The sequence below is a fragment of the Variovorax sp. TLI9-5A genome (genome assembly GCF_056867935.1).
The window spans coordinates 2,136,260-2,154,025 of sequence record NZ_CP200310.1 but is presented as its reverse complement, the minus strand read 5'-3'; the positions used below and the strand labels follow the sequence as shown (position 1 = coordinate 2,154,025).

Below are 17,766 nucleotides of genomic sequence, written 5' to 3'. Positions count from 1 at the left end.
TTGGCGGGAAAAGAGAAACGCGATTATGAGCCGGGGTAGAACGGTTTCCCGATGGAAGCCGGCATGTTGGCGCGGATGAAAGCCGGGTTGCGCGAGATCAGCGCCAGCACCACGATCGGCGCGATGTACTGCAGCATGCTGAGGAACTGCGACGGCACGTCCACGCCGCTGCTTTGCAGGTGAAAGCCCAGCATCGACACCCCGCCGAAGAGATAGGCGCCCAGCAGCACGCGCACCGGCCGCCAGGTGGCGAAGGTAGTGAGCGCCAGCGCGATCCAGCCGCGGCCTGCCACCATGCCCTCGACCCACAGCGGCGTGTACACCGTCGAGAGATACGCGCCCGCCAGCCCGCACAGCGCACCGCCCGCGATCACCGCCATGAAGCGGATGCGCCGCACCGGATAGCCCAGCGCATGCGCCGACTCCGGCGACTCGCCCACCGAGCGCAGCACCAGCCCGGCGCGCGTGCGGTAGAGGAACCAGATCAGCGCGAAGGTCAGCACCACCGCGAAATACACCATCGGGTGATGGCGGAAGAGCGCCGGGCCGACCAGCGGGATGTCGCCCAGCACCGGTATGGCGTACGAGGCGCTTTCCGGCAGCTTGGCCTGCACAAAGCTGATGCCCGCGAAGGCCGAGAAGCCCACGCCGAAGAGGCTCAGCGCGAGGCCGGTCGCGTACTGGTTGGTGTTGAGCCAGATCACCAGCACGCCGAAGAAGGCCGCGAGCAAGGCGCCCGCCGCCATGCCGGCAAGAAAGCCCAGCCAGGGGTTGTGCGTGGTGACGACCGTCGCGAAGCCCGCGATGGCGGCGCACAGCATCATCCCTTCGGCGCCGAGGTTGACGATGCCGGCCTTCTCGTTGATAAGCAGGCCCAGCGCCGCGATGGCGAGCACGGTGCCCGCGCTCAGCGTGGAACCCAAAAGGAGTGCGTAGCTCTCCATGGTCAGTTGCTCCCTTCGGTGGCACGCGTGACCGGTGCAGTAATGGGTGCGGTAATGGGCGTGCTCGCCTGCAGCGAGGCCGTGGTCATGGAAGAGGCGACCTTCGCGGCCGCCTTGCGCCGGATGCGGTAGGCGATCAGCGTGTCGCAGGCCAGCAGCGTGAACAGCAGCAGCCCCTGGAACACGCCAGTAAGCGACTTGGGCAGCCCCAGGCGCGACTGCGCCAGCTCGCCGCCGATGTAGAACATGCTCATCAGGATGGCCGAGAAGATCATGCCCACCGGATGCAGCCGCCCGACGAAGGCCACGATGATGGCCGCGAAGCCGTAGCCCGCCGGCACGTAGGGCGTGAGCTGGCCTAGCGGCCCGGCCACTTCGAGCGCGCCGGCCAGGCCGGCCGCGGCGCCCGAGGTCAGCAGCGCGACCCACACAGCACGCCGCGCGGAGAAGCCCGCGTAGCGCGAGGCCGCAGGCGCCAGCCCGCCGACCTGCTGCGCGAAGCCCGCGCGCGTGCGGAACAGGAACACCCACAACGCCCCCGCCCCCACCAGCGCGATCACGAGGCCTATGCTCACGCGCGAGCCCTTGAACAGGCGCGGAATCTGCGTGACCGCCTCGAAGGTCTTGGTCTGCGGGAAGTTGTAGCCGTGCGGGTCCTTCCAGGGCCCGTAGACCATGTAGCCCAGCAGCAGCGTGGCCACGTAGACCAGCATCAGGCTCACCAGGATCTCGTTGGCGTTGCACCTGTCGCGCAGGAAGGCGACGATGCCTGCCCACACCATGCCGCCGAGGATGCCCGCCAGCAGGATGGCCGCGACGATCCACTGCCCGGTGTTCTTGTCGGCCAGCAGCGCCACGCCGCCCGCCGCGATGGCGCCGAACACGAACTGCCCCTCGGCGCCGATGTTCCACACGTTGGAGCGGAAGCACACCGCCAGCCCCAGCGCGATGATGAGCAGCGGCGTGGCCTTCACCATCAGCTCGCCAATGGCGTAGCCGCTCTTGATGGGCTCGTAGAAGAACACCAGCAGGCCCTTGACCGGGTCCTTGCCCAGCGCGGCGAAGAGCGCCACGCCGATGAGCACGGTGATCAGCAGCGCCAGGATCGGCGAGGCATAGCTCCAGAAGCGCGAAAGCTCCGGACGCGGTTCGAGCTTAAGCATGAGCCGCCTCCGTGGTCTTGCCGGCGCCGTGCCACAGGCCGCTCATCCACTCGCCGATCTGCGGCAGCGTGGCGGCCGCGCGGTCGATGGAAGGCGACAGCCGCCCCTTGGCGATCACGTGCAGCCGGTCGCTGATGTTGAAGAGCTCGTCGAGCTCCTCGCTGATGACCAGCACGGCGCAGCCCGCGTCGCGCAGCGCGAGGATCTCGGCGTGGATCAGCGCGGCCGCGCCCACGTCCACGCCCCAGGTCGGCTGGGAGACGATGAAGAGCTTCGGGTTCGCGTCGATCTCGCGCCCGACGATGAATTTCTGCAGGTTGCCGCCCGAGAGCGAGCGCGCCGCCGCCTTCGGCCCGCCGGCCTTGACCTTGAAGCGCTCGATGATGGCCTTCGCCTGTCGCTCCAGCGCGCCGGTGCTGATCCACCCGCCCTTGCCCACGGCCTCGCCGCGCGTGAGCAGCAGGTTGTGCGCGAGCCCCAGCGTGGGCACGGCGCCACGGCCCAGCCGCTCCTCCGGCACGAAATGCAGGCCCAGCGCGCGACGGGCGCGCGGGCGCAGCCGGCCGGCCGGCTTGTCGAACACGCGGACCATCGGCGCCTCGGCACGCACGTCCTCGCCCGAGAGCGCGTAGAGCAGCTCCTTCTGGCCGTTGCCCGAAACGCCCGCGATGCCGACGACCTCGCCCGCGCGCACCTCGAAGGAGATGCCGTCGAGGTCGACGCCGAACTGGTCCTCGCGCGCCAGCGAAAGCTTGTCGACGCGCAGCGCCACCACGCCCGCGTGCGCCGGCCGGTGCTGCAGCGGCGGCGGCTCGCTGCCGATCATCAGCCGCGACAGCGACTGCGTGCTCTCGTTCTGCGGATTGCACACCCCCGTCACCTTGCCGCCGCGCAGCACCGTGCAGGCGCTGCACAGCTCCTGGATCTCGTGCAGCTTGTGGCTGATGTAGAGGATGCTGCAGCCCTCCGACGACAGCTTCTTCAGCACCGTGAAGAGCTTGATCACCGCCTGCGGCGTCAGCACCGAAGTCGGCTCGTCGAGGATCAGCAGCTTGGGGTTGGTGAGCAGCGCGCGGATGATCTCCACCCGCTGCATCTCGCCCACCGACAGCGTATGCACCGGGCGCGAGGGGTCGATGTCCAGGCCGTATTCGCTCGCCTTGGCCGTGATGCTGCGCGTGACCTCGACCAGCTGCAGCGACTTGTCCAGGCCCAGCCAGACGTTCTCGGCCACGGTGAGCGTGTCGAACAGGCTGAAGTGCTGGAACACCATGCTGATGCCCAGCGCCCTCGCCTGCTGCGGGTTGCGCAGGCTGACGGCCTGGCCGTCGAACATCACCGTGCCTTCGTCGGGCTTCACCGAGCCGTAGATGATCTTCATCAGGGTCGACTTGCCGGCGCCGTTCTCGCCGAGCACGGCGTGGATCTCGCCGGGTGCGACGCTCAGGGAGATGTCGCTGTTGGCCACCACCGCGGGATACCGCTTGGTGATGTGGGCGAGCTGGAGTCTGGGGGTTGTCATGCCGGGTTTCGTGGATTTGTCTCGTTCAACAGCAACAAAGCGGGAACGGCCATGAGTCTAATGGCGTCCCCGCGACCATCGGCGCCCGACGGCGCTTGCCTCAGTCCGTCATTTCAATGCCCGCCGATATAGGCGAACTTGAAGAGGAACACGGCTGCGATGACCCAGACCATCGCATGCACTTCCCGTGCCCGCCCGGTGCACAGCTTCAGCACCGCGTAGGTGATGAAGCCGAAGGCCAGGCCGTTGGCGATCGAGTAGGTGAAAGGCATCGCCAGCGCGGTCACCGCCGCCGGGATCACTTCGGTGGTGTCTTCCCAGTCGAGCTCGACCAGGTCGCGCAGCATCAGGCAGCCCACGAAGAGCAGCGCCGGCGCGGTGGCGTAGGCCGGCACCGAGCCCGCCAGCGGCGAGATCATCAGGCAGGCCAGGAAGAGCACAGCCACCACCACGGCCGTCAGGCCGGTGCGGCCACCGGCCTGCACGCCGGCCGCGCTTTCCACGTAGGCCGTGGTGCTCGAGGTGCCGAGCAGCGAGCCCGCGAAGATCGCGCCGCTGTCGGCCAGGAGCGCCTTGTTCATGCGCTCCATCTTGCCCGGCACCAGCAGGCCGGCGCGCTTGGCCACGCCCATCAGCGTGCCGGTGGCGTCGAACATCTCGACCAGGAAGAAGACCAGCACCACGTTCAGGATGCCGCCCTTGAGCGCGCCCAGGATGTCCAGCTGCATGAAGGTCGGCGCGATGGACGGCGGCGCGTCGAACACGCCGTGGAACTTGTTGCCGCCGAAGAAGAACGAGAGCACCGTCACGGTGACGATGCCGATCAGGATCGCGCCGCGCACCTTGAGCTTGTCCAGCGCCACGATGATGAGGAAGCCCAGCGTCGCCAGGATCACCGGCGCCGAGTGCAGGTCGCCCAGCGTGACGAAGGTGGCGGGCGATGCGGCGACCACGCCGGCGCTCTTCAGCGCGATGAGCGCCAGGAACATGCCGATGCCCACCGTGATCGCCGTTCGCAGCGACTGCGGTATGCCCTGTATGAAGAGCTCCCGCAGCCCCGTGACCGTGACGATCAGGAACAAGCAGCCCGAGATGAACACCGCGCCCAGCGCAACCTGCCATGTGTAGCCCATGCCCAGCACCACCACGTAGGCGAAGTAGGCGTTCAGGCCCATGCCCGGCGCCATGGCGATCGGGTAGTTGGCGTACAGGCCCATGATCAGCGTGCCCAGCGCCGCGATCAGGCAGGTGGCCACGAAGACCGCCCCCTTGGGCATGCCCGCGTCGCCGAGGATCGACGGGTTCACGAAGATGATGTAGGCCATCGTCAGGAAGGTGGTCAGCCCCGCGATGACTTCGGTGCGCACCGTCGTGTTGTGCGCATCGAGCTTGAACAGGCGTTCAAGCAGACCCGAGCCGCTTGCGCTGCCCACAGCCGCGCGCGGGCGCGCGGACTCGACATGCCCCGGCGCGCGGGGCTCGGCGCTTTTCGGCGCCTGTTCAAACGTACTCATTTCGCTTGTCTCCAGCTGTTGTAGTGGCGGTTTCATCGTTGCCCCGCTCACGACGCCGGCGCGAACGGGGTTCTCTCAGGGATCCGAGGTTTCAGGTGCGGCGGGCGGGCGCGCGTGGGCGCCGGACATGCCCGATGTGGCGGAAACCGGAGGCCGCAGCGAAGCCGCCACCTCCTTGATGCATTCGCGCAGCCAGCGCGCAGAGCTCGACGAATGGGTGCGTTCGTGCCAGAGCTGGTAGTACATGAGGCGCGGCAGCGCCACCGGGCAGTCGAGGATCTTCAGCGGCAGCCGCGACGCGAAGCGCTCGCAGTACTGGCGCCCCGTGGTCAGCACCAGAAGGCTGGAGGCCACCATGTCCGGAATGAGCCCGAAGTGCGCGCAGCGCGCCGTGATGTTGCGTTGCCGGCCCAGCTCGTCGAGCATCTGGTCGATGATGCCGCGCCCGCCCGGGTGCATGGGCGTGGGCGCGATGTGCTCGGCCGCCAGCCAGGTCTCCAGGTCCCAGCCTCGGCGCACCGCCGGATGGTCCTTGTTGACCAGCGAGACCACGTCGTCCCCGAAGAGCCGTGCCATGTGCAGGTCTTCCGGCGGCTTGAGCCAGTTGCCGATCACCAGGTCGACCTGGCCGAGCGCCAGGTGCCCGTGGTAGTCCGAGTCGGGCGTGAGCGCATGGATCTCGATCTGGCACAGCGGCGCGTCGCGCTTGACCTGCGCCACCAGCATGGGCAGGAAGAGCGGGTCCATGTAGTCGCTGGCCGCGATGCGGAAGGTGGTGGCCGCCGACTGCGGATCGAAGCCCCGCGCATCCGAGAACAGCATCTCCGCCGCGCGCAGGATGCTGGCGGCCGGCTCGATCATGCGCAGCCCCGCGTCGGTGGGCACCATGCCCGAGCCCGAGCGCACCAGCAGCGGATCGCCCGAGAGCTCGCGCAGGCGCTTCAGCGCGGCCGAGACGGCCGGCTGGTACATGCCCAGGCGGATGGCTGCGCGCGAAACGCTGCGGTCGGTCAGCACGGTGTGAAGCACCCGGATCAAATGAAGATCGATCTTGTCGAAAAGCGCCTGGTCTCTCATGGCTGTTCACACCTTTCTTGTCTGTGCGAACAGTTATACAGCGCAGCATTTGGCGAAACCGGGTGTGGAAGTGAAGCTCGGACCGTGCGAGCACGGCCCGCTGTCATTCGGCCGATGTGGGTTCCACCGCCTGCACGGCGGTGATGGCTCGGAGGATCGACTCGCTGGTGGCCGGCGCCTTCAGCGGCGGATCGACCCTGTGCCCACCGGCCGCCGACACCGCGTCGCGGATCGCGAAGAACACCGAGAACGGCAGCAGCAGCGGCGGTTCTCCCACGGCCTTGCTGCGGTGAATGGAGTCTTCGAAATTCTGGCCTTCGAACAAACGCACGTTGAACACGGGCGGGCAGTCGTTGGCGGTCGGAATCTTGTAGGTGCTGGGCGCGTGCGTGGTGAGCTTGCCGCTTTGCGGGTGCCACACCAGCTCTTCAGTGGTGAGCCAGCCCATGCCCTGGATGAAGGCGCCCTCGACCTGGCCGATGTCCACCGCCGGGTTCAGCGACTTGCCCGCGTCGTGCAGGATGTCGGCGCGCAGCAGCTTCCATTCGCCGGTGAGCGTGTCCACGATCACCTCGCTCACCGCCGCGCCGTAGGCGTAGTAGTAGAACGGACGGCCCTGCATCTTGTCCTTGTCCCAGCTCAGGCCGGGCGTGGCGTAGAAGCCGTCGGACCACAGCTGCTTGCGGTCGAGGTACGCCTCGCCCACCACGGTGCTGAAGGCCAGCGAGCGGCCGTTGACCTCGACCACGTCGTTGGCAAAACGCACTTCGCTCGCCTTGCCGCCATGGCGCTCGGTCGCGCATTCGGCCAGGCGCTCGCGGATCTGCCGCGCCGCGTCCTGCGCGGCCTTGCCGTTCAGGTCGGCGCCGGTCGATGCGGCCGTGGCCGAGGTGTTGGCCACCTTGGTCGTGTCGGTGGCCGTGACGCGCACCCGCTCGAAGCTCACGCCCAGCTCGTGCGCCACCACCTGCGCCACCTTGGTGTTCAGGCCCTGCCCCATCTCGGTGCCGCCGTGGTTCACCAGGATCGAGCCGTCGGTGTACACGTGCACCAGCGCGCCGGCCTGGTTGAAGTGCTTCACGTTGAAGGAGATGCCGAACTTCAGCGGCGCCAGCGCCAGGCCGCGCTTGAGAACCGCGCTCTTCGCGTTGAAGGCTGCGATGTCCTCGCGCCGCGCGCGGTAGTCGCTGCTGGCCTCCAGGTCGGCCACGAGTTCGTGGACGATGTTGTCGGTGACCGTCTGGCGGTAAGGCGTGACGTTGTTCTCCGTCTTGCCGTAGAAGTTGACGCGCCGCACGTCCAGCGGATCGCGCTTCAGTTCTCGGGCCACCGAATCCAGGATGTTCTCGATGGCGATCGCGCCCTGCGGGCCACCGAAGCCGCGGAACGCGGTGTTGCTCTGCGTGTTGGTCTTGCCCGAGAAGCCGTGCATGGCCACGTTGGGCAGCCAGTAGGCGTTGTCGAAGTGGCACAGCGCACGCGTCATCACCGGGCCCGAGAGGTCGGCCGAGTGGCCGGCGCGCGAGACCATGGTGATCTCGGCGCCGAGGATGCGGCCCTCGCCGTCGTAGCCCACCTCGTACTCGTACCAGAAGCAGTGGCGACGGCCCGTGACCATGAAGTCGTCGTCGCGGTCCAGCCGCAGCTTCACGGGGCGCTGCAGTTGCCGCGCCGCGATGGCGGCCACGCATGCGAAGAGCGCCGACTGCGATTCCTTGCCGCCGAAGCCGCCGCCCATGCGACGGCACTCGACATGCACCTCGTTCGACTGCAGGTGCAGCGCATGCGCCACCAGGTGCTGCATCTCGCTCGGGTGCTGCGTGGAGCAGTGGATGTGCAACGCGCCGCCTTCCTTCGGAATGGCGTAGCTGATCTGGCCTTCGAGGTAGAACTGCTCCTGTCCGCCCACGTCCAAGGTGGCCTTGTGGCGATGCGGCGCATTGGCGATGGCGGTGCGCACGGCCGCCTCGTCGCCCTCGTTGGCGGCACCGCCGCTGCGCACGATGTGCATCGGCGGCACCACATACTGGCCACGCTCGTGCGCGGCCTGCGGCGTGAGCACCGGCGGCTGGGCCTCGATGGTCAGCGCCTCCTTGGCCTTCGCCGCGGCGCGGCGCGCGGCGTCGCGGGTCTCGGCGATCACGGCGAACACCGGCTGGCCGAGGTAGCGGATCTCGCCGCCGTCGTTCACCGGCAGCAGGATCGGGTCGTCATGGATGATCGAGCCGCAGTCGTTTGTGCCCGGAATGTCGTCGGCGGTGATGACCGCGACCACGCCCGGCATCGCGCGGATGGCGTCCAGCGAGATCGCCGTGACGCGGCCGTTGGCGGCCGGCGAAAGCCCCAGCGCGCAGTGCAGCGTGCCGGCGAGTTCCGGGATGTCGTCGATGTAGGTGGCCTCGCCGGCCACGTGCAGGTGCGCCGATTCGTGCGGGCGGCTGATGCCCACGCGCATGCCGCGCTCGTGCGCCAGCGCCTCGGCGCCCACGTCGATGCGCGCGGCGTTGTTGGTCAGGTAGTCGGCAAAGGCCTCGGCGGGCTGCAGCAGGCGGGCGTCGATGGGTTTGTTCATGGTCAGACTCCTTGCGCAGTCGCATTGACGGCATGGGGCATCACGCTCCAGACGCTGGTTTCCTCGATGGACAGCGCCTCCTCCGCCCGCGTTTCGAGCCAGAGGCGCTGGATCAGGTTCTGCGCCACCAGCAGCCGGTAGTCGGCCGATGCGCGCATGTCCGACAGCGGCTTGAAGTCCTGCGCCAGCGCGAGCTTGGCGGTGGCGACGCTGGCCTGGGTCCAGGGCTTGCCGACCAGCGCGGCCTCGGCGTTCGCGGCGCGCTTGACGGTCGCGGCCATGCCGCCGAAGGCCAGGCGCACGGCCTTCACCGTGTCGCTGCCCGCCTCGAGCTCGATGGCGAAGCCCGCGCACAGCGCCGAAATGTCGCAGTCGAAGCGCTTGCTGATCTTGTAGGCGCGCACCTGGCGGCGCATCGCGGCGTGCGGAACGGCCAGGCCCTGGACGAACTCGCCCGGCTGGAGCTGGTTCTTCATGTAGTCCAGATAGAACTCGGGCAGCGGCATGCGGCGCACCACATCGCCTCGGCGCAGTTCGATCTGCGCATCGAGCGACATCAGCACCGGCGGCGAATCGCCGATGGGCGAGCCGTTGGCCACGTTGCCGCCCATGGTGCCGGCATGCCGGATCGGCGGCGAGGCGAAGCGCAGCCACACCTCGGCCAGGCTGGGCACGCGCTCCACCAGCGCCGCGAAGGCGGATTCGAGCGAGGCGCCGGCGCCGATGTAGAGCTCGCCGCCGTTGTCCGGGCGATCCTCGATGGTCTTCAACTCGGCCACGTCGCCCACGTAGATGATGTCGCCCAGGTCGCGGAACTGCTTGTTGACCCAAAGCCCCACGTCGGTGGAGCCGGCCAGCAGCTGCGCGCGCGGCTTCTGCTCGCGCAGGGCGGCGAGCTGGGCCAGGGTCTTGGGGGCGTGGAAGTGGTCAATGCGCGCGCCCAGCGGGGCGGCGTAGTTCAGGTCCAGGCCGTCGTTCTGCAGCGCGGTGAGCGCGGCGACCACGGGCCTGGTGTCGAGGCGCACGGAGGGCAGGTCGAACATGCGCTGGCCGGCGTCGAGGATGGGGCGGTAGCCGGTGCAGCGGCACAGGTTGCCCGAGAGGTCGTCGGCCAGCTGCTGGCGCGTGGGCTGCGTGCCCTCGGCCTGGTGGTGCTCGTAGCTGGCCCACAGCGACATCACGAACCCGGGCGTGCAGAAGCCGCACTGGGAGCCGTGGCAGTCGACCATGGCCTGCTGCACGGGGTGCAGCGTGTGCACCGGGTGCTTGCCATGGTGGCCAGTGTCCGCGTTCTGCGTCTTGGCCTGGCACTGGGCCTGCGCCTTCAGGTCCTCGACCGTGAACAGGGCCTTGCCGTGCAGCGTGGGCAGGAACTGGATGCAGGCGTTGACGGTCTGCAGGCTCAGGCCGTCGACCGTGCCGGGGGCCTGGGGGTCGGCGGCCAGCTCGCCGATGACGACGGTGCAGGCGCCGCAGTCGCCTTCGTTGCAGCCTTCCTTGGTGCCGGTGCAGCGGGCGTCCTCGCGCAGCCAGTCGAGCACTGAACGGGTCGGGTGGACGCCGGTGACGTCGACGATCTTTCCGCGATGGAAAAAGCGGATCGGTTGAATCTTGCTGCTGTCGGTGCTCATGCTTTTGGGGCTCGTGGGCGACCCGTCATGGGTCAGTCATGGACGTTAGCGGCTTGTCCGGCGTCTTGCATACGGAGGCGCCCATAACGCGTATGTGGGGGCCGGTATGCCACGTACGGGGAAACCCTTGCGTGGAGGTTGCAATTCCCGGGCCACCGGGCGATTTTCGGGTGGCCTCGGGCGGCCTCGGGTGAGGCTCAGCGGTGCGCGATGGCCACCCATGCGGTGGCCACCAGCGTCGAACCCGCCACCGCGAGCAGCCCGCCGACCAGCCACTTGAGCGTGCGCGGCTGCAGCTTGTTGGGCAGGCGATGGTGCAGCCGCGTCACGCCGTAGACCACCGGCATCGCGCAGCCTGCCAGCAACGCCGAATGCAGCGAGAAATGCCCCGTGGGTACCACGATCACCAGCCGCACCAGCGAGTTGAAGGCGAACATCAACAGCAGCGCGCGGCGCACCAGCTCGCGGTCCAGCGGCTGGCGGTACATGTGGAACACGATGGGCGGCCCCGAGCTGGAGAAGAGCCCGCCCAGCACGCCCGAAAGCCCGCCGATGACGGCGAAGCTCGTGCGCCCCGACACCACCGGCAGCGGCCTCGCCTGCAGCACCAGCAGCACCGCGCAGCCCAGGATCGACACGCCCAGCAGCCCGCGCAGCCAGTCGACCGCGCCGCCGCTGAGCCAGGTCAGCAGCATCAGGCCGACGATCACGCCCACCGTGCTGCCGTTGAGCGCCGGCTTCATCAGCTGCCATGGCACCACGCCGGGCCGGGCGCGGAAGTAGGTCCAGGCGTTGATCAGGCTCAGCACCGTGGCCGCATTGGCCGTGTCGCTCACGCTGGCGACGTGCAGCACCGACACCAGCCCGAGCAGGATCAGGCTGAACGCGAAGCCGGTGAGGTTCTGCGCGTAGGTGGCCAGCGCCACGCAGGCCATGAAGACCAGCACGGGGCCGGCCTGGAAAAGAGTCGCTTGCACGGGAGAAGCCGTCAGAGTGCGGCGGGGAGCGCGGGACGGGGATGGCGTGCGCGGAGGAACGCGCGGGAAAGAACGGACGAAACGGACATTCGGGAGCAGTCAGGACAACGGGAAACGCGAGGGGCGCAGGCGCCCAAGAATAACGCGCCGCGCCCGGGGCCCCGATTCAGCGCACCAGGTCCCACCCCATCATCAGCGCGGCGAAGCCCATCAGCGCGGTGCCGCCCCACCCCAGCCAGCGGGTGCGGCGCCCGGAGGTGAACACGCCCATCACGTTCTCGCGCGTCACGAGGATCATCATGGCCGCCATGATCGGCACCGCCACCACGCCGTTGATCACCGCGCTCCAGTAGAGCGCCTTCATGGGGTCGATGGGCGTGAAGTCGAGCGCGGTGCCGACCAGCGTGGCCACCGCGATGATCCCGTAGAACTCCTTGGCCTCGCGCCAGTGCCGCTCCAGCCCCTCTTCCCAGCCGAAGGCCTCGGCCACCGCGTAGGCGGCCGAGGACGCGAGCACGGGAACGGCCAGCAGCCCGGTGGCGATGATGCCGCCGGCGAACAGCCAGAAGGCGAAGTCGCCGGCCAGCGGGCGCAGCGCCTCGGCAGCCTGCGCGGCGGAGGTCACGTCGTGCACCCCGCCCGCGTACAGCACCGCCGCGCCCACCACCATCACGAAGAAGGCGATGAGGTTCGAGAAGGTCATGCCCATCCAGGTGTCCAGCCGCACCCGCTTCAGGTCGTGCCGCACCTCCTGGTCGGTGCCCTTGCGGCCGCCCTTGAGCCGCAGCTCCTCGACCTCCTGCGACGCCTGCCAGAAGAAGAGATACGGGGAGATGGTGGTGCCCAGCAGCGCCACGATCATCATCCAGTAGTCGCCGCGCCATTGCAGCTTCGGCACCACCAGGTCGTGCAGCACCTGCGCCCAGGGCACCTGCACCGCGAACACCGCCGCCACGTAGGCGAACAGCGTGAGCGTGAGCCACTTGAGGATGTGGGCCAGCTTGCGGTACGGCACGAACACCTGCAGCAGCACCGTCACCACGCCGAACACCAGCGCGTGGAAGTGCGCGCCCCCGCCCACCACCAGCTGCAGCGCCTCGCCCATGGCGGCGATGTCGGCCGCGATGTTGATGGTGTTGGCCACCACCAGCAGCGACACCAGCACGATCAGGAGGCCGCGCGGCATGTGCTCGCGCAGGTTGGCCGCCACGCCCTTGCCGGTGACACGCCCGATGCGCGCCGACACCAGCTGGATCGCCACCATGAAGGGCAGCGACAGGAACACCGTCCACAGCAGCCCGGTACCGAACTGGGCGCCGGCCTGGGTGTAGGTGGCAATGCCGGACGGGTCGTCGTCGGCCGCCCCGGTGACGACGCCGGGGCCGACATGGCGCAGGAATGAGGGGATGCGTTTCTTCATGGCAGGCGGATAGTGGCACGCCCAGCCTGACGGGCGCATGAACCCTCAACGGCCATCGGCGAAAAAACGTTGGCCGGGCGCGAACTTCCCTTTTCGCACCTGCCACCGGCTATGCCCGCTCGGAGAACAGGTCGGTGATGACCTGCCTGAGCCAGCGGTTGCCCGGATCGGCCTCGAAGCGCTTGCTCCAGTGCAGCGACACCGTGAAGTCGCGCAGCGGAAAGGGCGGCTCCACGATGGCATAGCCGCCCTCCTGCGCGAAGCCGCGCGCGATGTTGCGCGGCATCACCACCGCGAGGTCGGTCGCGCGCACGATGGCCGGCAGCACCATGAAGTGCTCGGTCGTCAGGCGCAGCCGGTCTTCCAGGTTCAGCAGCTGCAGGATGCGCAGCGTCTCGGCGTGCGTGCGCACCGCCACGTAGTCGAGCTCCTGCAGGGCCTCCAGCAGCGCCTGCCCGCTGCGCCTGCGCTTCACGAAGGGGTGATCCTTGCGCAGCAGCACGATGTAGCGGTCCTTCAGCAGCTGGGCGCGCTGGGTGTCCTTCACGCCGGGCAGGAAGCCGAAGGCGAAGTCGACCTTGCCGCTGTCGAGGCCGGTCGCCACGTCGCCCGGCGCCAGCGGCATGGTCTCCAGCCGCACGCCCGGCGACAGCTCGCGCAGCCGCGCCATCAGCGCCGGCAGGAAGCGGCCCTCGCCGATATCGCTCATGTGGATGCGGAAGGTCTTGCGCGACACCTGCGGCTCGAAGCGATCGGGCTCGTGCAGCGCCTTTTCCAGCGTGGCCAGCGCCGCCTGCACGGCCACCGCGAGCCGGTCGGCGCGCGGCGTAGGCGCCACGCCGCCGGGGGTGCGGGTGAAGAGCGCATCGCCCAGCAGCAGGCGCAGCCGGGTCAGGCCGTGGCTGGCCGCCGGCTGCGTCAGGCCGAGCGCCTCGGCTGCGCGGCTCACGCTGCGCGCGCGATAGACCGCGTCGAAGAGCCGCAGCAGGTTGAGGTCGACCGTGTCGATATGCACCGTATTCATATTGGATAGCTGCCTCATTTTATTGAGGTATGGCGCACCGCCGACCACACTCCCCACACTCCCGTGCCCCCACCCGGGCCCCAGAACAAAGAAGAGACAGAGACAAGATGGAAGTTTCATTCAGCAAGGAAGTGGAAATGCTGCGCCTCGGCGCGGGCGACACCTTCCACGGCGAGGGCATCCTCGCGATCACCAAGGGCCTGCTGCAGTCGGGCGTGGCGTATGTCGGCGGCTACCAGGGCGCGCCGGTGTCGCACCTGCTCGACGTGATGGTCCAGGGCAAGGCCTACATGGACGAACTGGGCGTGCACGTCGAGGCCTGCTCCAACGAGGCCTCGGCCGCGGCGATGCTCGGCGCTTCCATCCACTACCCGCTGCGCGGCGCGGTGACGTGGAAGTCCATCGTCGGCACCAACGTGGCGGCCGATGCGCTGTCGAACCTGTCGTCGCCGGGCGTGACCGGCGGCGTGCTCATCGTGGTGGGCGAGGACTACGGCGAGGGCGCCAGCGTGATCCAGGAGCGCACGCATGCCTACGCGCTCAAGTCGAGCATGTGCCTGCTCGACCCGAGGCCCGATCTCGGCGTGATGGTGCGCATGGTCGAGGAGGGTTTCCGCCTCTCCGAAAGCTCGAACATGCCCTGCCTGATGGAGCTGCGCATCCGCACCTGCCACGTGCGCGGCAGCTTCGAGTGCAAGGACAACATCGCGCCCACGGTCTCCACGCGCGCGCTGATGGAGGAGCCTGCCGGCTTCGACTACATGCGGCTCGCGCATCCGCCGGTCACCTTCAGGCACGAGAAGCTCAAGGGCGACGAGCGCATTCCCGCCGCGCGGCGCTACATCGTCGAGCACGGCCTCAACGAGCTGATGCCGGGGCAACGCCATGCCGACCTCGGCATCGTGGTGCAGGGCGGGCTCTACAACGCGCTGATCCGCAGCCTGCAGCAGCAGGGCCTGGCCGACGCCTTCGGCGAGACGGACATCCCGATCCTCGTGCTCAACGTGACCTACCCGCTGGTGCCCGAACAGGTCGCCGACTTCTGCGTGGGCAAGCGCGCGGTGCTGGTGGTGGAAGAAGGCCAGCCCGAGTACATCGAGCAGGACATCGCCACGCTGCTGCGCCGGCGCGACATCCAGACGCTGCTGCACGGCAAGGACATGCTGCCCTCCGCAGGCGAATACGGCGTGGAGGTGCTCTCGGGCGGCATCGGCGCCTTCGCCGCAAAGTACATCGAGCCGGGCGAGGCTTCGGACTCGGCGCAGGCCTGGCTGGCAGGCAACCGCGAGCGCCGCGAGGCCGTGGCGCGCCGGCTGAGCACGCCGCTGCCCAACCGGCCGCCGAGCTTCTGCGTCGGCTGCCCGGAGCGGCCGGTGTTCTCGGCCCTCAAGCTCGCGCAGCAGGAAACCGGGCCGGTGCACATCGCGGCCGACATCGGCTGCCACGCCTTCGGCACCTTCGAGCCGTTCTCGATGGGCCACTCCATCCTCGGCTACGGCATGAGCCTGGCCAGCCGCGCGGGCGTGGCGCCGATGATGAACCGGCGCACCCTGTCGATCATGGGTGACGGCGGCTTCTGGCACAACGGGCTGCTCACCGGCGTGCAGAGCGCGCTCTTCAACGGCGACGACGCGGTGCTGCTGATCTTCAAGAACGGCTACACCTCGGCCACCGGCACGCAGGACATCATCTCGACGCCCGACGACGAGATCAAGGAACGCGCCGAGGACAAGCAGCAGAGCCTGGTCGACAAGAACCAGACCATCGAGGCCACGCTCAAGGGCCTGGGCGTGCAGTGGATGCGCACCGTGACCACCTACGACGTGGAGCGCATGCGCAAGACGCTCACCGAGGCGCTCACCAGCGACTTCGACGGCCTGAAGGTGGTGATCGCGGAGGGCGAATGCCAGCTCGAGCGCCAGCGCCGCATCAAGCCGTGGATCGCCGGCCTGCTGAAGAAGGGCGAGCGCGTGGTGCGCGTGAAGTACGGCGTGGACGAGGACGTGTGCAACGGCGACCACGCCTGCATCCGCCTGTCGGGTTGCCCCACGCTCACGCTGCGCGACAACCCAGATCCGCTGAAAGTTGACCCTGTCGCCACCGTGATCGACGGCTGCGTGGGCTGCGGCCTGTGCGGCGCGAATGCGCACGCGGCCACGCTGTGCCCGAGCTTCTACCGGGCCGAGGTAGTGCAGAACCCGAAATGGCACGAGCGGCTGCTTCACGGCCTGCGCGGCGCGTTCGTGCGCGCACTTCAACCGGCATGAGGGGCGAGGAAACCATGGAACAGAACCGCCCCATCACATTGCTCGTCTGCGCCCTCGGCGGCGAAGGCGGCGGCGTGCTCACCGAATGGCTGGTCGACACCGCGCGCCATGCCGGCTACGCGGCGCAGAGCACGTCCATTCCCGGCGTGGCGCAGCGCACCGGCGCCACCACCTACTACATCGAGATGTTCCCGGTGCCGCTCTCGCAGCTCGGTGGACGCCGCCCGGTGTTCAGCCTGAGCCCGGTGCCGGGCGCGCTGGATGCCATCGTCTCCTCGGAGCTGCTGGAAACCGCGCGCCAGATCGGCAACGGAATGAGCGCGCCGCAGCGCACGCTGGTCATCAGTTCGTCGGCGCGCATCCTCACCACCGCCGAGCGCATGGTCCCCGGCGACGGCCGCGCCGACGCGCAGCGGCTGCTCGACGTGGTGAAGGCCTTCAGCCGCGAGCACCATGTGTTCGACATGAACGCCATCGCGCGCGACAGCGGCACGGTGGTCAGCGCGGTGATGCTCGGCGCCATCGCAGGCAGCGGGCTGTTCCCGTTCCCGCGCGAGGCCTACGAGCACGTCGTGCGCGGCGGCGACACCAGCGCCCCCGAGAAGCTGAGCAAGATGGCGGCCGCCAGCCTGCGCGGCTTCGCCTCGGCCTTCGACGCGGTGAACGCGCCGCGCGCGCAGGCTGCCTTCGTGAGCAGCGTGATGGCCGGCGACACCAACGACGCGCCGCCGCCCGCCACAGCCATGCCCGCCGACCTGGCGCGGCGCTTTCCGCCGGCCGTGCACGACATGCTCGCGCTGGGCCATGCCCGCGTGCTCGACTACCAGGACGCCGCCTACGCATCGCTCTACGCCGAGCGGCTGGGCCGCGTGCTCGATGCGGAGCGCGCCGCCGATACGGCCGGCGCGCGGGGCTTCGCCATCACGCGCGAGGCCGCGCGCTGGCTCGCGCTGTGGATGGCCTTCGACGACATCGTGCGCGTGGCCGCGCTCAAGGGCAGAGCCAGCCGCGCGCAGCGCGTACGGCGCGAGGTGCGAGCCGGCGAGGAAGACATCGTGAAGGTCTACGACCACTTCAAGCCAGGCGCGGCCGAATTCGCGGCGCTGCTGCCGCCCTCGCTCTCGCGCCGCGTCACGGCCTGGGACCGGGGCCGCCAGTCGCGCGGCCTCGCGCCCTGGGCACTGCCTCTGAAGGTGGGCAGCCACTCGGTGCTGGGCATGGCCTCGCTGCGGCTGCTGGCCTCGCTGCGCTGGCTGCGCCGCCGGGGCAGCCGCTTTGCGGAGGAGCAGGCGCTCATCGAACGCTGGCTCCAGGCCGTGGAAGCGGGCACGCGCGAGACCTGGGCGCTGGGCCACGAAGTGGCGCTGTGCGGGCGGCTCATCAAGGGCTACGGCAGCACCAACGAACGCGGCAAGCACAACCTGCTGCACGTGATCGACGAGTTGGCGGGCCGCAACACCCTGCCCGCCCCGGCTCGTGCCACGGCCATCGCGGCGGCGCGCGAAGCGGCACTGGCCGACGAGGGTGGCAAAGCGCTCGACGCCACGCTGGCCGCGCACGGTGCCGCGCCACGGCCGGTGCAGGCGCAGCCGATCCGCTGGATGAAGCGGCCGCCATCGGTCAAGGCCTGACCGGACGGCACGAAACACAAGAAA

At 69.1% G+C, this 17,766-nt stretch carries 12 protein-coding genes; 2 read left to right on the top strand and 10 right to left on the bottom strand.

Translation table 11 applies throughout. The features are described 5' to 3' along the window. Window positions 1–23: 23 nt before the first annotated feature. The 10 genes from AC1VNX_RS10390 to AC1VNX_RS10345 all read right to left on the bottom strand — a co-directional run bounded on the left by AC1VNX_RS10390 (window position 24) and on the right by AC1VNX_RS10345 (window position 13,844). Window positions 24–944 (bottom strand): ABC transporter permease, encoded by a 921-nt coding sequence (locus AC1VNX_RS10390; RefSeq protein ID WP_483156628.1) that lies wholly within the window; start codon window positions 942–944, stop codon window positions 24–26. 2 nt (window positions 945–946) lie between these two features. Further along, complete coding sequence (locus AC1VNX_RS10385; RefSeq protein ID WP_483156627.1) at window positions 947–2,107, bottom strand: ABC transporter permease; 1,161 nt, start codon at window positions 2,105–2,107, stop codon at window positions 947–949. Then, the gene (locus tag AC1VNX_RS10380) at window positions 2,100–3,629 is read right to left on the bottom strand and encodes an ABC transporter ATP-binding protein (protein WP_483156626.1); all 1,530 of its coding nucleotides are present in this window, start codon (window positions 3,627–3,629) and stop codon (window positions 2,100–2,102) included. Before AC1VNX_RS10380 ends, AC1VNX_RS10385 begins: the two co-directional genes overlap by 8 nt. A 113-nt stretch (window positions 3,630–3,742) precedes the next feature. Beyond that, entirely contained in the window at window positions 3,743–5,143 is a 1,401-nt protein-coding gene (locus AC1VNX_RS10375; protein ID WP_483156625.1) for an NCS2 family permease, read from the bottom strand. 75 nt (window positions 5,144–5,218) lie between these two features. Beyond that, window positions 5,219–6,220 (bottom strand): LysR family transcriptional regulator, encoded by a 1,002-nt coding sequence (locus AC1VNX_RS10370; protein WP_483156624.1) that lies wholly within the window; start codon window positions 6,218–6,220, stop codon window positions 5,219–5,221. Between the two features lie 103 nt (window positions 6,221–6,323). Next, window positions 6,324–8,792 carry a xanthine dehydrogenase molybdopterin binding subunit gene (xdhB, locus tag AC1VNX_RS10365; RefSeq protein ID WP_483156623.1) on the bottom strand — a complete coding sequence of 823 codons (2,469 nt, stop codon included), beginning with the start codon at window positions 8,790–8,792 and terminating at the stop codon, window positions 6,324–6,326. Window positions 8,793–8,794: 2 nt separating this feature from the next. Next, window positions 8,795–10,423, bottom strand: a complete 1,629-nt coding sequence (gene xdhA, locus AC1VNX_RS10360) for a xanthine dehydrogenase small subunit (RefSeq protein ID WP_483156622.1) — start codon at window positions 10,421–10,423, stop codon at window positions 8,795–8,797. A gap of 197 nt (window positions 10,424–10,620) precedes the next feature. Continuing rightward, on the bottom strand, window positions 10,621–11,400 hold the full coding sequence (locus AC1VNX_RS10355) for a TSUP family transporter (protein ID WP_483156621.1): 780 nt from the start codon (window positions 11,398–11,400) through the stop codon (window positions 10,621–10,623). A 166-nt stretch (window positions 11,401–11,566) separates the two neighbouring features. After that, entirely contained in the window at window positions 11,567–12,820 is a 1,254-nt protein-coding gene (locus tag AC1VNX_RS10350; protein ID WP_483156620.1) for an NRAMP family divalent metal transporter, read from the bottom strand. Between the two features lie 109 nt (window positions 12,821–12,929). Continuing rightward, window positions 12,930–13,844: a LysR family transcriptional regulator gene (locus AC1VNX_RS10345; RefSeq protein ID WP_483156619.1), complete on the bottom strand. Its 915-nt coding sequence runs from the start codon at window positions 13,842–13,844 to the stop codon at window positions 12,930–12,932. A gap of 107 nt (window positions 13,845–13,951) precedes the next feature. Here AC1VNX_RS10345 and AC1VNX_RS10340 point away from each other — a divergent pair, with 107 nt between their 5' ends. Together AC1VNX_RS10340 and AC1VNX_RS10335 are read left to right on the top strand one after the other, a co-directional pair. Next, window positions 13,952–16,111 carry a thiamine pyrophosphate-dependent enzyme gene (locus AC1VNX_RS10340; RefSeq protein ID WP_483156618.1) on the top strand — a complete coding sequence of 720 codons (2,160 nt, stop codon included), beginning with the start codon at window positions 13,952–13,954 and terminating at the stop codon, window positions 16,109–16,111. Between the two features lie 14 nt (window positions 16,112–16,125). Further along, a complete protein-coding gene (locus AC1VNX_RS10335; protein WP_483156617.1) occupies window positions 16,126–17,742 on the top strand; it encodes an indolepyruvate oxidoreductase subunit beta family protein in 1,617 nt (538 codons plus the stop codon). Window positions 17,743–17,766: the final 24 nt, after the last annotated feature.

Bases quoted from the DNA above. Each gene is read 5' to 3' on its own strand.
- AC1VNX_RS10390 (WP_483156628.1), bottom strand. From the start codon at position 944: ATGGAGAGCTACGCACTCCTTTTGGGTTCCACGCTGAGCGCGGGCACC.
- AC1VNX_RS10385 (WP_483156627.1), bottom strand. From the start codon at position 2,107: ATGCTTAAGCTCGAACCGCGTCCGGAGCTTTCGCGCTTCTGGAGCTAT.
- AC1VNX_RS10380 (WP_483156626.1), bottom strand. From the start codon at position 3,629: ATGACAACCCCCAGACTCCAGCTCGCCCACATCACCAAGCGGTATCCC.
- AC1VNX_RS10375 (WP_483156625.1), bottom strand. From the start codon at position 5,143: ATGAGTACGTTTGAACAGGCGCCGAAAAGCGCCGAGCCCCGCGCGCCG.
- AC1VNX_RS10370 (WP_483156624.1), bottom strand. From the start codon at position 6,220: ATGAGAGACCAGGCGCTTTTCGACAAGATCGATCTTCATTTGATCCGG.
- xdhB (WP_483156623.1), bottom strand. From the start codon at position 8,792: ATGAACAAACCCATCGACGCCCGCCTGCTGCAGCCCGCCGAGGCCTTT.
- xdhA (WP_483156622.1), bottom strand. From the start codon at position 10,423: ATGAGCACCGACAGCAGCAAGATTCAACCGATCCGCTTTTTCCATCGC.
- AC1VNX_RS10350 (WP_483156620.1), bottom strand. From the start codon at position 12,820: ATGAAGAAACGCATCCCCTCATTCCTGCGCCATGTCGGCCCCGGCGTC.
- AC1VNX_RS10345 (WP_483156619.1), bottom strand. From the start codon at position 13,844: ATGAATACGGTGCATATCGACACGGTCGACCTCAACCTGCTGCGGCTC.
- AC1VNX_RS10340 (WP_483156618.1), top strand. From the start codon at position 13,952: ATGGAAGTTTCATTCAGCAAGGAAGTGGAAATGCTGCGCCTCGGCGCG.
- AC1VNX_RS10335 (WP_483156617.1), top strand. From the start codon at position 16,126: ATGGAACAGAACCGCCCCATCACATTGCTCGTCTGCGCCCTCGGCGGC.